Origin of the sequence: Pseudomonas sp. P9_31, assembly GCF_034008235.1 — a bacterium.
In the GTDB taxonomy this organism is placed as follows: Bacteria; Pseudomonadota; Gammaproteobacteria; order Pseudomonadales; family Pseudomonadaceae; genus Aquipseudomonas.
The window spans coordinates 6,143,669-6,158,442 of sequence record NZ_CP125375.1 but is presented as its reverse complement, the minus strand read 5'-3'; the positions used below and the strand labels follow the sequence as shown (position 1 = coordinate 6,158,442).

The following is a 14,774-nucleotide window of genomic DNA, read 5'->3' as shown; positions in this document are numbered from 1 at the left end:
GGAACAACGGATAGCTGAAACGTCATTGAGGACGCAGGATGATTCCCAGGTTTTTACTCGCAGTAGCCACCGCGCTTCTGCTGAGCGCATGTGCCAAGGACACGGCCAAACCCGAGGCCGTTGAGGCCGAGGCCGAGGCCGACACTGCCGCGGTCGAGTTGCACTTTCACGCCATTGCCGGGCTCAACCCCGGCGCCACTGGCCAGCCAGCTCCGGTTCGAGTGCGCATTTTCGAATTGAAAAATGCTGCCACCTTCGGCCGTTCCGATTATTTCGCATTGGCCGAACGGGCCCAGGCGACGCTCGGCGCAGATCTGATCGACCAGGACGAAGTGCTGATCCAGCCCGGCCAGCAGTTGAGCCTGCAGCGCGACCTCGACCCGGCCACCCGCCATATCGGCGTGCTAGTGGGGTATCGCGAGCTGGATCAGTCGTTGTGGCGCACGGTAATGAATGTCCCGCCGCGCCAATACACCGAATACCAGATCAGCCTCGACGTGCGCGCCGTGCGCAGCGCCGTCGTGGTTTCCCCATCCAGCCCTGCCCAATAAGCAATCGGAGCTCCCCATGTCCTGGAACAATCGTGTGGTCTGGTCGGAAGGCATGTTCATTGGAACGCAGCACTTCCAGCAGCATGACCGTTACCTGGAGAACCTCATCGACGCCCGGAGCCGCCCGTTGTCGGCCGGCGCCTGGGGTTTCTCCGAATTGCTGATCGACCAGGGCCTGCTGGCCCAGGGCAAACTGGCGATCATCTCGGCGCGGGGCCTGTTGCCGGACGGCACGCCATTCAACATTCCCCAGGATGACCTGGCACCGAGCCCGCTGAATGTCGATGACAACCTGCGCGATGGCTTGGTGTACCTGGCCTTGCCGCTCAAACGCGCCGGTGCGCGTGATACGGTCGACGAAGGCGAAGCCCTGGGCGCTGCGCGCTACGTGAGCCAGGTGCGCGAAGTACGGGACGACAACGCACCGTTCGAAAACCAGGCCCCGGTGGCCGTGGGGTCGAGGGCGCTGCGATTGTTGGTAGCCCAGGATGGCATCAGCGACTACGCCGCCATCGGCCTGGTACGAATCAAGGAGAAACGCGCCGACCGCGCCTTGGTACTCGACGACACCTATATCCCGCCGTTGCTGGATGTGGTCGCCTCCAACCCCCTGGCCGCGTTTCGCAGCGAATTGCTGGGCCTGCTTCATCAACGCGGCGAAGCCCTCGCCGGGCGGGTGGTGGCGTCCGGTGCTGGCGGTGCCTCGGAAATTGCCGATTTCATGCTGTTGCAACTGGTCAACCGTGCCCAGCCGCTGATCCAGCACTTGAGCCAGTTGAGCCCGTTGCACCCCGAGCGGTTCTACAGCGAGCTGGTGAGCCTGGCCGGGGAGTTCTCGACCTTTACCGCGTCCGGTCGGCGCCCCCAGGAATACCCGCAGTACCAGCACGATGACTTGGCGCTGAGTTTCGCGCCGGTGATGCAAGCCCTGCGAGAGGCGCTGTCGATGCTGATCGACAGCAAGGCCACGCCGATTCCGATCGTCGAAAAAGCCTACGGCGTCCATGTGGCGATGCTGGCCGACAAGGCCCTGCTCGACAGCGCCAGCTTCATCCTGGTGGTGCGCGCCGACGTGCCCGCCGAAACCCTGCGCAGCCACTTTGGCCAACAGAGCAAGGTCGGCTCGGTGGAGCACATCCGCAACCTGGTCAACCTGCAATTACCGGGCATCGGCCTGCTGCCGCTGCCGGTGGCGCCACGGCAAATCCCGTATCACGCCGGCTCCACCTATTACGAACTGGACCGGGGCAGCGAGCATTGGCAGCAACTGGCCAACTCCGGCGGTTTTGCGTTCTACATCGCGGGGCAATTCCCGGGGCTGAACCTGGCTTTCTGGGCGATCCGAGGATAAACCGCAATGAGCAACGACGATCGTACCCAATTCATGCCGACACCCGGTGGTCGTGGCGCCGACCCGGCCCGCCCGGATGCCGGTCGCGCCCAGGCCGCGCCGCTTTCGATGCCGGCCGCGCCGCTTTTGATCGGCAAAGCCGAAGGTCTCAACCCTCTGGAGAGCGCCGCTGGCCCGTTGCTGGCTTTGCTGACCCGCTTGCGCAACACCATTGCCCACCCGGCGCCGGCGAGCCTGCGGGCGCAATTACTGGCCTACCTGCGCCAGTTCGAGGAGCGCGCCGAGGCTGCCGGTGTGGTGCGCAACGATGTGTTGCTGGCCCGTTACGCCTTGTGCACCGCCCTGGATGAAGCGGTGTTGAGTACGCCGTGGGGTGGCGCCAGCGACTGGGGCAAACAGAGCCTGCTGATCACCGTGCACAACGAATCCTGGGGCGGCGAGAAGGTGTTCCTGCTCTTGGAACATTGCCTGCAAAGCCCCCGCGAACGTTTGTATCTGCTGGAGCTGTTGTACCTATGCATGTGCCTGGGTTTCGAAGGGCGTTATCGGGTCATCAACGACGGTCGCAGCCAACTGGAAGCCTTGCGTGAACGCACCAGTGCGGTCATCCGCAGCGCCCGTGGCGAATATGAGCGTGAACTGTCGCCCCATTGGCGCGGCGTCACCGTGGCCCGCGACCGGCTGGCGCAATTCATGCCGCCATGGATCGCCGTGGCCATCGGCGTGGCGTTGCTGTTGGCACTGCTGTTCGGCCTGCGCTTGAAACTGGCCGCCGATGCCGAGCCGGTGTTTAAAAATATCCATGCGCTGGGTGAGATCCCGGTGCAGGCCATCGACCGTCCGGTGGTGCAACCGAAACTGATCGAACGTCCCCGCCTGGCGGGCTTCCTCGCCGATGAAATCAAGGCCGGCCGGGTGGCCGTGGAAGATGCCGTTGACCGTTCAGTGGTGACCATCCGTGGCGATGAGCTGTTCGCTTCGGGCAGCGCCAGCATCGTCGACAATTTCCAGCCGTTGATGCTGCGCATCGCCGATGCCATTCGCAAGGTCAAGGGTCAGGTCCGGGTGACCGGCCACAGCGACAATCGCCCGATTGCCACCCTGCGGTTTCCATCGAACTGGGCCTTGTCCGAGGCGCGTGCCACTTCGGTGCTGCAAATCCTCTCGGCCAAAACCGGCCAGCCCGAGCGCTTCAGCGCCGAAGGCCGCAGCGACACCGAACCGTTGGCCTCGAACGCTACAACAGAGGGCCGCGCGCGTAATCGTCGGGTCGAAATCACAGTGTTGGCGGAGGGGGTCGAGTGAAGGCGTTTTTCAGTTTTATCATCCGCTGGGTCATTCCGTTGCTGGGGCTGATCGCCCTGAGCCTGATCATCTGGTTTGTCGGGCCGCTGCTCGAATTCCTGGTGCCCGAAGGCCGGCGCTGGACGCTGATCATTCTGGTGTTCGCGGTGTGGATCGCCTATCGGCTGTTTCGCATCATCCAGGCGCGCCGTCAGGCCGCCGAAGTGATGCGCAGCCTGGCGGCGCAAACCCCGCCGGACCCGACCAGCGTCGCCACCTTTGAGGAACTCGAAACCCTGCGCCAGCGCATGGACGAAGCCTTGGCACTGTTGAAGAAAGCCAAGCTGGGCGGGGACGAGCGCCGCAATCTCTACGAACTCCCGTGGTACGTGATCATCGGCCCACCGGGTTCGGGCAAGACCACGGCGCTGGTCAATTCCGGGCTGCACTTTCCATTGGCGGCGCAATTGGGCGCCGGGGCGGTACGCGGTGTCGGTGGCACGCGCAATTGCGATTGGTGGTTTACCGATCAGGCCGTGCTGCTCGACACCGCCGGGCGCTACACCACCCAGGACAGCCATGCGACAGTCGATAAAGCCGCGTGGCTGGGTTTTCTCGGCCTGTTGAAAAAACAGCGGGCCCGGCGTCCGATCGACGGCGCGTTCATCGCCATCAGCCTCTCCGACCTGCTTCTGAGCAGTGACGCCGAGCGCGCTGCCCATGCCGCCGCGATCCGCCTGCGTATCCAGGAGCTGTACACGCAACTCGGCGTGCGCTTTCCGATCTACCTGATGTTGACCAAACTCGATCTGGTGCCAGGGTTCATGGAGTATTTCGATACCCTGAGCAAGGAAGAGCGGGCTCAGGTCTGGGGTATGACCTTTGCCCTGGACGACGGTAAAAACAATGACAGCCCGCTGGCCCATCTGCAAAGCGAATTCGCCGGCCTGGAACAGCGCCTCAACGATCGTTTGGTGGAGCGTTTGCAACAGGAACGCGACCCGGCGCGGCGCGATCTGATCTACGGCTTCCCTCAACAGTTCGGCGCGTTGAAAGATTGCCTGCAAAGCTTCCTTGAGGGCGTATTCAAACCCAACGCCTTTGAAGAGCGGGTGCTGTTGCGCGGGGTGTATTTCACCAGCGGCACCCAGGAAGGCAGCCCGATTGACCGGCTGATTGGCTCCATGGCCCAGAGCATGAACCTGGACCGCCAGCACCTGGCGCGCCAGAACGGCACCGGGCGCAGTTACTTCATCGAAAAACTCTTCAGCGCCGTGGCCTTTGCCGAGCGTGGGCTGGTGGGGGTCAACCCGAAAGTCGAACGTCGGCGCAAGTGGATCGCCCGGGGCGTGCTGGCCTCGACCGTGGCCCTGGTGCTGGTGGTCGGGACCTTGTGGTGGGTCAGCTACCGCGCCAACCAGGCGTATATCGCGCAAGTCGATCAGAAAGTCGCGCCCCTGGGCCAGGCCGTGCAGAACCTCAGCCCGGCACAACGGGACGTGCTCGCGGTGTTGCCCTTGCTCAACGCGGTCAAGCACTTGGCCAACGACGCGCCGAGCTGGGCCGAAGGCCTGGGCCTGTATCAGGGCAACATGCTTGAAGCCGAGTCTGGCAGCGTCTATCGCAAGCTGTTGATCGCGGTCTTCGCGCCACGCTTGCTCACGCGCATCGAAGAGCAACTGCACGGCGGCGGCAATTCGGACTTCCTTTACGAAGGCTTGAAGGCCTACCTGATGCTCGCCGACAGCGAGCATTACGATGCCGACTTCATCAAGGCGTGGATCGCCCTGGACTGGGATCGCAGCCTGCCGCGCGACTTGCCGGCCGAGCAGCGTCTGGCCCTGGAGGAGCACTTGCTGGCACTGTTCGAACGCCATCCGCCCACCGCACGTCTGGACCCGCGCCTGATCGACGACCTGCGTCGGCAGTTGCAGCAACTGCCGGTGGCCCAGCGTGTCTATGACCGGGTCAAGCGGCAGAAACTGCCGGACGGCATCCCGGACTTTCGTATCAACGAAGCGGCCGGGCGTGATGCCGCGCTGGTGTTCAGCCGCAAGAGCGGCAAGCCCCTGGGCGAACCCTTGAGCGGCTTCTTCACGGCCAAGGGTTACCGCCAAGGGTTTTTGCTGACCAGCCTGAACCAGACCGGCACCCTGGCCGAGGAGCAGTGGGTGCTCGGTCGCGACCAGGCAGAACAACAGAACGTCGTCAGCCTGGCCGCCGACGTGCGCCGCCTGTATTTCCAGGATTACCAGCGCCAGTGGGACGCCTTGCTGGCTGATATCGACTTCGTGCCGATCACCAGCGTGGCCCAGGCCGCCGATGTGCTGCGGGTGATTTCCGGCCCGACCTCGCCGTTGAAAAAACTGCTGGTGGCCGTGGCGAAGGAAACCGATCTGCAACAGGAAGAGCGCCTGCTGGCCGCCAAGGGCGCGCCGGTCGAGGGTGGGGTCGACAAGCTCAAGGAGCGCTTGGGCACCTTGCTCGGCCAGGAGCAGGCGACGCAAAACACACCGGATGCCAGTGACGATCCAGTCACCGCGCATTTTGCCGAACTCAACAGCATCGTCAGCAAAAACGAAGGCGAGCCGGCGGTCATCGACGGCCTGCTGGCCGACATGAATGCCCTGTATGTGCAGGTCAGCGCCATGGTCGGCGCCAGCGGCGAGGCCTTGCTCGGCGAAGCCAAGAACCAGGCCGCAGCGGCCGCGACACGGGTCAGCCTCAACGCCGAACGTCAGCCGCCGCTGGTGCAGGGGCTGGTCAAGTCGGTGGTCAACTCCACGACTAACAGCATGATGGGCGGGGTACGCAATCAACTGAACGCGGCCTGGACCAGCGAAGTGGTGAACATCTATCGCCAGTCCCTGGCCGGGCGTTATCCGATGTCGCCGGGCAGTGCGCGAGACGCAACCCTGGACGACTTCGGCCAGTTCTTCGGCGTGGGCGGGGTGATGGACAACTACTTCCGCAAATACCTGCAGCCGTACGTGGATACCTCCACTCAGGCCTGGCGCTGGCAACCGGGCGCCGCACAGAAGCTCGGCATTGCCCCTGGCGTACTGCAAACCTTCCAGCGGGCAGCGACCATCCGGGATGCGTTTTTCCGTTCCGGCGGCACCCAGCCGATGGTGCGCTTCGAACTCAAGCCAGTGGCGATGGACGCCACCATCACCCAGTTTTTGCTCGACCTCGATGGCCAGCAATTGAGCTACGACCACGGCCCGAGCCGCCCCACCTCCATGCAATGGCCCAACCCCGGCAGCATCGGCGTGGTGCGGATCTCGATCATGCCGCCTTCAGCCAGCGGTCGTTCGGGCATCACCCTGGACGGGCCCTGGGCCTGGTTCCGCCTGCTGGAGCAATCGGACCTGACCGCCGGCAACTCGCCGGATCGCTTCAACCTGCGGCTGCGGGTCGACGGCGCCAGCGTCTCTTATGAGTTGCGGGCCAACAGCGCCTTCAACCCGTTCAAGAGCCGTGTGCTCAGCGGTTTCAGCCTGCCGGAGCGTTTATGAGCACGCCGGGCTTCTATGGAAAACTGGCCAGTCGCGGGGACTTTGTCAGCCGTGGCTTGCCGCAGAGTTTCATCGGCCCCTGGGATTCGTGGCTGGCGGCGGGCCTGCTTGCCAGCCAGAGCCTCGGGGACCGTTGGCTGGATGCCTATCTGGTCAGTCCGCTGTGGCGCTTTATGGTCGGGCCCGGTGTATGTGGGCCGCAGGCCGCCGTTGGGGTGGTGATGCCGAGCATCGATCGGGTTGGCCGGTATTTTCCGCTGACCGTCGCGGTGCTGCTGGATCACGACGCTGATCCGGCATCGGTGGTGGGCGGCTCGGATGCCTGGTTTGAGCAGGTTGAGCAATTGATGTTGAGCACGTTGAGCGTGGAGGCGAGCTTCGAAGCTTTCGGTGCAGGACTGGAAGCGCTGGGCAGCCCGGCGTATCTGCGTCGCGCGCCAAGCAGCCGTTTTGCCGGCCTGCATTGCTTTGATGCCACTAACCCGAAGGCGCGAATGACCGCGCTAGCCGAACTGGCCTGCGAAGGCGCAAGCCTGTGGTGGGGCCAGGGTTCGGAGCGTATCGCTCCCGCTTTATTGCGGTGCCAGGGCCTGCCGGCCGCCGCTGATTTTGCGCAATTTTTGCTCGGCCAAGAAGGTGTTGTGTAGATGTGTTCAAGCGTTGGAAAGACGTTCAAATCTGCAAGCAAGAGCCATGTCGGTATGGTCCGCCAGGTTAACGAAGATGCTTGCCTGGACCGGCCGGAAAACGGCCTGTGGGTGGTCGCCGATGGCATGGGCGGGCACGCGGCGGGCGATTACGTCAGCAGTCTGATCGTCGACAGTCTGCGTAGCATTGCCGTGGGCCGCTCGCTGGATGAATACGCCGCCGCGCTGAAAACCGACCTGCTGCGGGTCAACGCCGCCGTGCGTGAAGAGACCGCCAACCGCGGCGTGACCATGATGGGCAGCACTGTGGTGGTGATGGCGGCGCGTGACTTGCGCGGGGTATGCCTGTGGGCGGGTGACAGTCGCTTGTATCGCCTGCGTGACGGCCGGCTCAAACGCATCTCGCGGGACCACAGTTACGTTCAGGATCTGCAGGACAGCGGCCTGCTCAGCGAAGCTGAAGCCCGGGTGCATCCACGGGCCAATATTGTCACCCGCGCCATCGGGGTCGAGGCACAACTGGAGCTGGCGATGGTCGAGCTGCTATTGAGGCCCGGCGACAGTTACCTGTTGTGCAGCGACGGGCTGAACAAAACGGTTGAAGATCATGAGATCCGCGAGGTGCTGAGCCACGACGAGCCCGGGGAAATCGCCAGCAGCCTGGTGTCTCTGGGCCTGATGCGCGGCGCTCCGGACAACATCACCGTCATCGTCGTGAAGGTGCCGTCATGAATTCCACCCTGAACATTCTGATCCCCGGCTACGACATCGACGGCGAGATCGGCGAAGGCGCCATGGCCAGCGTTTACCTGGCGACCCAGCGCTCGCTGGAGCGCAAGGTGGCGCTGAAGGTCATGGCCGCCGCGCTGGCGGCCGACCCGAGTTTCTGCGAGCGCTTCCTGCGCGAAGGCAAAACCCTGGCGCGCCTGTCGCACCCGCATACGGTCACCATCCATGACATCGGCCATGTCGGTGAGCTGTATTACATGGCCATGGAATACCTGCCCAACGGCACGCTCAAGGAGCGCATCGCCGCCGGCCTGACGCCAGAACAGGGCCTGATCTACATCCGCCAGATCGCTTCGGCCCTGGGCTATGCCCATGGGCTGGGGCTGGTTCATCGCGACGTCAAACCGGCGAACATTCTGTTCCGTGCCGATGGCACGGCGGTGCTCTCGGACTTCGGTATCGCCAAGTCCATGGACGACCGCACCCAGTTCACCCAGGCCGGTTTCGCCGTCGGTACCCCCAGCTACATGAGCCCGGAACAGGCGCGTGGCCAGGATATTGACGGCCGGGCCGATCTTTATGCCTTGGGCGTGGTGCTCTACGAAATCCTCGTCGGCAAACTGCCGTATACCGGCAACGACGCGCTCTCCACGGCCCTGGCGCATTTGACCGAACCGTTGCCGGAGCTGCCGGTGCACCACGGCCGCTATCAAGAGGTGCTGCGCAAGCTGCTGGCCAAGGATCCGGCCGACCGTTTCCCGAATGCAGCGGCGCTGTTGCAGGCGCTGGATAATCTGCCTCGGGAATCGGTTGAAGCGACCACGATTCGGCCATTGCCAATACCGGTATTGCCGATTGCGGTGAGCAATGACCTGGCGGGGCTGACGCCGGTGTCCATCGATATACCGACCGGCCCCGCGCAGCCACAACCTCGACCCAAGCTTGTTCCGCCGACTGTGCAGCCGACGCCGCCGTCCACGGTATCGGAGCAGCGCAAGGGGCCGGTGTTCGCACTCGCCGCCGTCGCGGTGGCCGTGGTTCTGGCCTTGGGCGGCGCGGGTTATTGGTGGCTGTCCGGTGACGTCGAAACCGACGCCAAGGTGCCGGTGGTTTCAGCGCCGCCGGTCAGTCCGCCGCCGGCCGTGGCGCCACCCGTCAATCCCCCGGTGGCGACGGAGGTCGATGGCGGTCAGCGTCCGCTGTTGATGGCCGGCAAAAAAACCTTGTTCCAGCGGGTACTCAGCAAGCCGGGGGCGAAATTCGCCAGCGACCCGGGGGCCACACCTGGCAAGGCCTTGCCGGCGTTTTCCGTGCTTTACGTCTATGAGCGCAAAGAGGTTGATGGCAACCCGTGGCTGCGTGTTGGCGTCGCCACCGACGGGCGCAGTGACGGCTGGTTGCCGGCCGCACAAGTCAGCGACTGGAAGCAAAGCCTGGTGCTCAAGTTCACCGAACGCTCCGGCCGTGCGCCGGTGATGTTCCTGCGTCAGCCCGGCGAAGTGGAGAAGCTGCTGGCCGATCCGTCGGCCGCCAAAAACCTGTTGCTCAAGGCCCAGCAGAATCGCGAAGACAACCAGCGGGTGCTGGCCCTGGAACCGGCCGCCAGTGCGGTGCCGCAGAATCAGTTTTACCTGTTGCCGATCTTCGATTCGCGCGAGAGTTTCGACGAAAACGGCCAGCCGGTGCAGTTGCTGAATGTGGCGTCCATCGACCCCGGTAATGCTCCGAAGGCCGCTGCCAACAACACACCAATCACTACTGCTAACGCCGACGCGTTCCGCACCGCCGTGGTGTTGGTCGTTGACACCACCGTGTCCATGCAGCCCTACATCGATCAGGTCCGCGACGTCGTACACCAACTGCAAACCCGCATCGCCGAGCGGGGCGAGCTGGACAGTGTCAGCTTTGGCCTGGTGGGGTTTCGCAGCAGCATCCAGAAAACCCCGGGCCTGGAATACGTCGCCAAAACCTTGATCACCCTGGAACAGGGCCGCGACCCGCAGCGCTTCATGGACCTGGCGCGGCAGGTCAAGGCGTCCACGGTCTCGAGCCATTCGTTCAACGAAGATGCGTTTGCCGGCGTGATGGAAGCGGTCGAGGGCATGGACTGGTCCGGCTATGGCGGGCGCCTGATTCTGTTGGTCACCGATGCCGGTGCCTTGCGCAAGAACGACCCCTATGCCGCCACGCAAATGAACGAGGCCGAAGTGCGCCAGGCCGCGCTGGGCAAGCAGATCAAGATCTACGCCTTGCACTTGCTTAGCGATGCCGGCAAGAAAACCCATGACGGTGCGCAAAGCCAGTACCGCACCCTGACCGCCGACGCCAACCCGCAGATCGGCGACCTGTACATTCCGGTGCCGGGCGCCGATGTGCGCAAGTTCGGTGAGCGGGTGGATGAGATCGGTTCGGTGTTTGCCGACCTGGTGCATCAGGTGCGCAGCGACAAGCCGCAAACCGTGCCGCTGCTGAGCGCCGCGCCGAGCCTGACCGACAAGTCGGCGGCTGTCGGCTACGCGATGCACATGGACTTCCTGGGGCGTAAAGCCGCCAGCCAGGCGCCGCAACTGGTCAGCGCCTGGACCGCCGACCGCGACCTGACCAACCCGACACTGCCGGCGTTCCAGGTGTGCGTGATGTTGACCAAGTTGCAGCTCAACGACTTGCAGCAATCGCTGAAACTGATCGTCGATGCCGCCCGCAAGACCCAGACCTCGCCGAAGAATTTCTTCCAGGAAATCGCCAGCGCCAGTGCCTACATGAGCCGCGACCCTTCGGCCTTGCGCAAGGGCGGCAATCTGGCCGATGGCGGGGTTCTGGGTGAGTACCTGGAAGGGCTGCCCTATCGCAGCAAGTCGCTGAACATGACTCAGGACTTGTGGCTTTCCCTGAGCGTGGCCGAGCAGGAAGACTTTATCGACGAGCTGGACTCGAAGATCCGCCTCTACGAAACCTTCCACAACGACCTGGCTAACTGGGTGCGTTTCGGCGACGCCGAACCGGGTGATGCCTTGTACCGCGTTCCATTGTCGACGCTGCCGTGATGCTGAACATGAGCGCAGTGCACAAAAGCCGAGGCGCCGGCAGCCAGCGCTACAGCCTGGTGATTCCACGGCTGCAACTGCGTGCCGGTGAACAATTGGCGGTGGTCGGTCCCAGTGGCTGTGGCAAAAGCACGTTGCTGGATTTGCTGGCGCTGGTGCTGGCTCCGGATCAGGCCGGACAGTTTGATTTTGCGCCCGGCCAAACCAGGACAGACATTACCGGGCTGTGGCGCGCAGATGCGCAAAGTGCCTTGGCGGACTTGCGCAGCCGGCACTTGGGCTACGTGCTGCAAACCGGTGGCCTGCTGGATTTTCTGGACGTGCGCGGCAACATTGACCTGTCGCGAAAACTGCTTGGCTTGAAAGACGACGGTAGCGTGGATCGCCTGGCCGGGGCACTGGATATCGCTGATCAACTGGGCAAAAGGCCGGGCGACTTGTCTGTCGGCCAACGACAACGGGTGAGTTGCGCCCGGGCCCTGGCCCATGGGCCGCGTCTGCTGTTGGCCGATGAACCGACCGCCGCCCTCGATCCGCTGAACGCGGAGCGCGTGATGCAGTTACTGGTGACCCAGGCCCGCGAACACGGCGTGTGCTGCGTCGTCGCCACTCACGACGAGTCACTGGCCCGCGCCAGCGGTTTGCAGGTGCGGCGCATCAGTTGTCATCGCGACGTCGATGGCGGTGTCACCGCCACCCTCGGGGAGGCTGCTGATGCGTAATGCGCTGGTGGTTTCCCTGGCCTGGCAGGATTACCGCAACGATGCATGGCTGTCGGCCTGTTCGGTACTGGCGCTGGTGGCGGTGGTCGCACCGCTGCTGGTGCTGTTCGGCTTGAAATTCGGCCTGGTCAGCAGTTTGACCGAGCGCCTGGAAAACGACCCTGCCACCCGGGAAATCATTCCCTTGGGCGGCGGCCGATTCAGTGCCGCGTTTATCGAACAATTGAGCCGGCGCAGCGACGTGGCTTTCGCTTTGCCGCGCACCCGGCAGATTGCCGCGACGACGGATCTGACCGCTGGCGCTTCGACGGTGACCGTCGAAATGATCCCCACCGCCGCCAACGACCCCTTGCTCGGCAATCTGCCGGTGCCCCCAGGGCTGGATCAGGTGCTGCTCAGCCAGACCGCCGCCGAAAAACTCGGGGCCAAGGCCGGTGATTGGCTGCAGGCCAGTTTCGGCCGGCAGGTGGCCGGTCGCGGCGAGGCGCAGCGCACTCGCGTCCAGGTGCTGCACGTTCTGCCGCTGGAGGCCTTCGCCCGGGACGGATTGTTCGCCTCATTGACGTTATTGGAAGCGGCTGAAGATTACCGGGACGGCCGCGCCGTGCCGGCATTCGGTTGGCCAGGTGATGCGGTGGGCGTGACGGAGCAACGGGTGTATCCGGCGTTTCGTCTTTACGCCCGCAGCCTCAAGGATGTCGAGCCACTGCGTCAGTACTTCGCTGCGCAGAATCTGCTGGTCTCGACCCAGGCCCAGACCATCGCCCAGGTGCAATCACTGAGCCGCAACCTGTCCATCGTGTTCTGGATCATTGCCGGATTGGCCGTGGCGGGAGCGTTCGCGGCGATTTTTGCCGGCGCGCTGGCGGCGGTCGAGCGCAAGCGTCGAGCGTTGTCGGTGTTGCGCCTGCTGGGGTTTTCCACGGCGGCGTTGCTTTTGTTTGTGGTGGTGCAGGCGCTGTACAGCGCCTGCCTTGCCGCCCTGTTGAGTGCCGGGCTGTATGGTCTGGCGCAATCAGGTCTGAACCATTTATTTGCGCAGATGCCGGGCGAGTACGCCAGTCATCTGCTGGCGCGTCACTACGCGTTGGCCCTGGTGGCCGTGCTCGGCGTCAGCGCCGTGGCGGCGGTCTGTGGTGGCTGGCGAGTGGCGCGTATCCAGGCGTTTGAAGGAATCCGAGATGTATAAGTTACTGGGCGCCGCCGTGGCGCTGAGCCTGGCCGGCATGGTCTGGGCTGATGAAAGCACCGACAAACTGGACAACCCCAAGCCGTTGCCCGACGACGTCAGCCTGCCGCTGCCGTGCGAAGGGCAGATGGTGTTCCGTTACGTCTACATCCTGGCCCAGGGCGCTCTGGACGACCGCGAGATCAGCCTCGGTTACCCGTTCAGCGAAGGCGAGGCCGGTTATCAACAGTCGTTCATTTCAGGTTATCGCCGGGACTTCATCAATGGCCAGTTCACCCTCAAGGATCTGCCCAAGGATTGGGGCAAGACCATCACGCCGTTGATGCCCAAGACAGACACCAAGACACCACTCAAACCGATGCTCTATTTCATCGGCAAATACGAAGTTACCGCCCGCCAATACGCCCAGGTCATGGCCCAGGCTCAATCGTTGGCCAGCGGCGAGCCGGCGCCGGCCTGCGAGGCCTTGCAAGCCGAGGCGCCGCAAGGCATGGCCGGGCGTTTGCCCAAGGTGAAGTTGTCGCGATTCGAGGCCGAACGCTTCTCGGCGGTGTACAGCGCCTGGCTGATGAAATACCACAAGGACCTGCTACCGGTGAGCGGTCGCGGCACCTCGGCGGAAGAGGGCGGGCTGGGTTTTGTGCGTTTGCCGACCGAGGTCGAATGGGAATTTGCTGCCCGTGGCGGGCAGGCCGTCAGCCGTCAGGACCTGGAAGGGCGCCTGTTTCCCCGGCGTCTGGAGGGCAGCGAAAGCGATGGGCCACTGGCGGACTGGGCAGTCTTCAATCAGGTCGCCGGCGGCACCGGCCAGGCCGCGCGGCTGATGCCGATCGGTACCAAGCTGGCAAACCCCATCGGCCTGTTCGACGTGATCGGCAATGCCGCCGAGATGGTCCAGGAGTCCTTCCAGCTCGTGCACGCCGGACGCCGCCAGGGCACCTACGGGGGCTTTGTGGTCAAGGGCGGCAATTACCTGGAAGGCGAGGGCACCTTGTTCACCGGGATGCGCCGCGAGTACCCGCTGTTCGCCGCCGACGGCACCGAGCAAAACAACGAAACCACCGGGTTCCGGGTCGCGATTGGCGCGTTGTCGGCGCCACGTTCGCGCTACAAGGAACTGTTTGCCCAATGGCAGAAAGAAGGTCGGCTGGCTTCGCTGACCGATGCGATCGACGACGCCCAGGACCCGACCAAACGCCTGGACAGCATCATTGCTGCCAGCGTCGATCCGCGCTTGCAAGCCGAGCTGGGGCTGGTCAACGAAGAGCTCAAGCGCAACGTCTCGCTCATCGCCCAGCAGCGCGAGGAAGCCGCCGGCAACCTGATCCAGTCGGCGGCCCTGGTGGCCGAGACCGTCAATAACTACAACATTCGCCTGACCAATTTGCAGAAGAGTCGCCAGCAGGCCGTGGACGCCAAGGACGAGGTCAGCGCCAAGCTGTTCGCTACCGCCATCGACAATGGCCGCAGCGCGCTGGACGGCGCGGTGGCGATCTACATCGACAACCTGGCGACCGGCACGCGCTACACCGATGCCGTGATCCAGGCGCAGTTTCAACGCATCAAGGAAGAGTTGGAGCGCAAGCCGGTACTGGGCAAGAGCCTGGTCACGCGCGCAACGTTGTTCGTTCGCCATGTCGGTGACTATCGTCAGCAACGACGAGCCGATCCGGCGGCGATATTGAAGGAATTGCTCGCATCGAACGCCCAGCGGTCTTGATCGTTCGTTGTATAGCGAG

Annotated in this window: 10 protein-coding genes; all 10 read left to right on the top strand. The window is 63.9% G+C overall.

Annotation, left to right across the window (positions count from 1 at the left end; all coding sequences use genetic code 11):
* Positions 1-38: 38 nt before the first annotated feature.
* Genes tssJ through QMK51_RS27765 form a run of 10 tightly spaced genes read left to right on the top strand, consistent with a single transcriptional unit; the run spans position 39 to position 14,755 of the window.
* A complete protein-coding gene (gene tssJ, locus QMK51_RS27810; protein ID WP_258698166.1) occupies positions 39-551 on the top strand; it encodes a type VI secretion system lipoprotein TssJ in 513 nt (170 codons plus the stop codon).
* A 16-nt stretch (positions 552-567) separates the two neighbouring features.
* Positions 568-1,902, top strand: coding sequence for a type VI secretion system baseplate subunit TssK (tssK, locus tag QMK51_RS27805; protein WP_258698165.1), 1,335 nt, complete (start codon positions 568-570; stop codon positions 1,900-1,902).
* A gap of 6 nt (positions 1,903-1,908) precedes the next feature.
* Positions 1,909-3,207 (top strand): DotU family type VI secretion system protein, encoded by a 1,299-nt coding sequence (locus tag QMK51_RS27800; RefSeq protein WP_320392677.1) that lies wholly within the window; start codon positions 1,909-1,911, stop codon positions 3,205-3,207.
* Positions 3,204-6,704: a type VI secretion system membrane subunit TssM gene (gene tssM, locus QMK51_RS27795; protein WP_320392676.1), complete on the top strand. Its 3,501-nt coding sequence runs from the start codon at positions 3,204-3,206 to the stop codon at positions 6,702-6,704. Before QMK51_RS27800 ends, tssM begins: the two co-directional genes overlap by 4 nt.
* Positions 6,701-7,351 (top strand): type VI secretion system-associated protein TagF, encoded by a 651-nt coding sequence (gene tagF, locus QMK51_RS27790; RefSeq protein WP_258698162.1) that lies wholly within the window; start codon positions 6,701-6,703, stop codon positions 7,349-7,351. Before tssM ends, tagF begins: the two co-directional genes overlap by 4 nt.
* A complete protein-coding gene (locus QMK51_RS27785; RefSeq protein ID WP_258698161.1) occupies positions 7,352-8,083 on the top strand; it encodes a PP2C family protein-serine/threonine phosphatase in 732 nt (243 codons plus the stop codon). It abuts the gene before it with no gap.
* The gene (locus QMK51_RS27780; protein WP_320392675.1) at positions 8,080-11,124 is read left to right on the top strand and encodes a serine/threonine-protein kinase; all 3,045 of its coding nucleotides are present in this window, start codon (positions 8,080-8,082) and stop codon (positions 11,122-11,124) included. Before QMK51_RS27785 ends, QMK51_RS27780 begins: the two co-directional genes overlap by 4 nt.
* Positions 11,124-11,846 (top strand): ABC transporter ATP-binding protein, encoded by a 723-nt coding sequence (locus QMK51_RS27775; RefSeq protein WP_258700813.1) that lies wholly within the window; start codon positions 11,124-11,126, stop codon positions 11,844-11,846. The genes QMK51_RS27780 and QMK51_RS27775 overlap by 1 nt, the downstream gene beginning before the upstream one ends.
* The gene (locus QMK51_RS27770; RefSeq protein ID WP_320392674.1) at positions 11,839-13,035 is read left to right on the top strand and encodes an ABC transporter permease; all 1,197 of its coding nucleotides are present in this window, start codon (positions 11,839-11,841) and stop codon (positions 13,033-13,035) included. Before QMK51_RS27775 ends, QMK51_RS27770 begins: the two co-directional genes overlap by 8 nt.
* Complete coding sequence (locus QMK51_RS27765) at positions 13,028-14,755, top strand: formylglycine-generating enzyme family protein (protein WP_413817507.1); 1,728 nt, start codon at positions 13,028-13,030, stop codon at positions 14,753-14,755. Before QMK51_RS27770 ends, QMK51_RS27765 begins: the two co-directional genes overlap by 8 nt.
* Positions 14,756-14,774 lie beyond the last annotated feature (19 nt).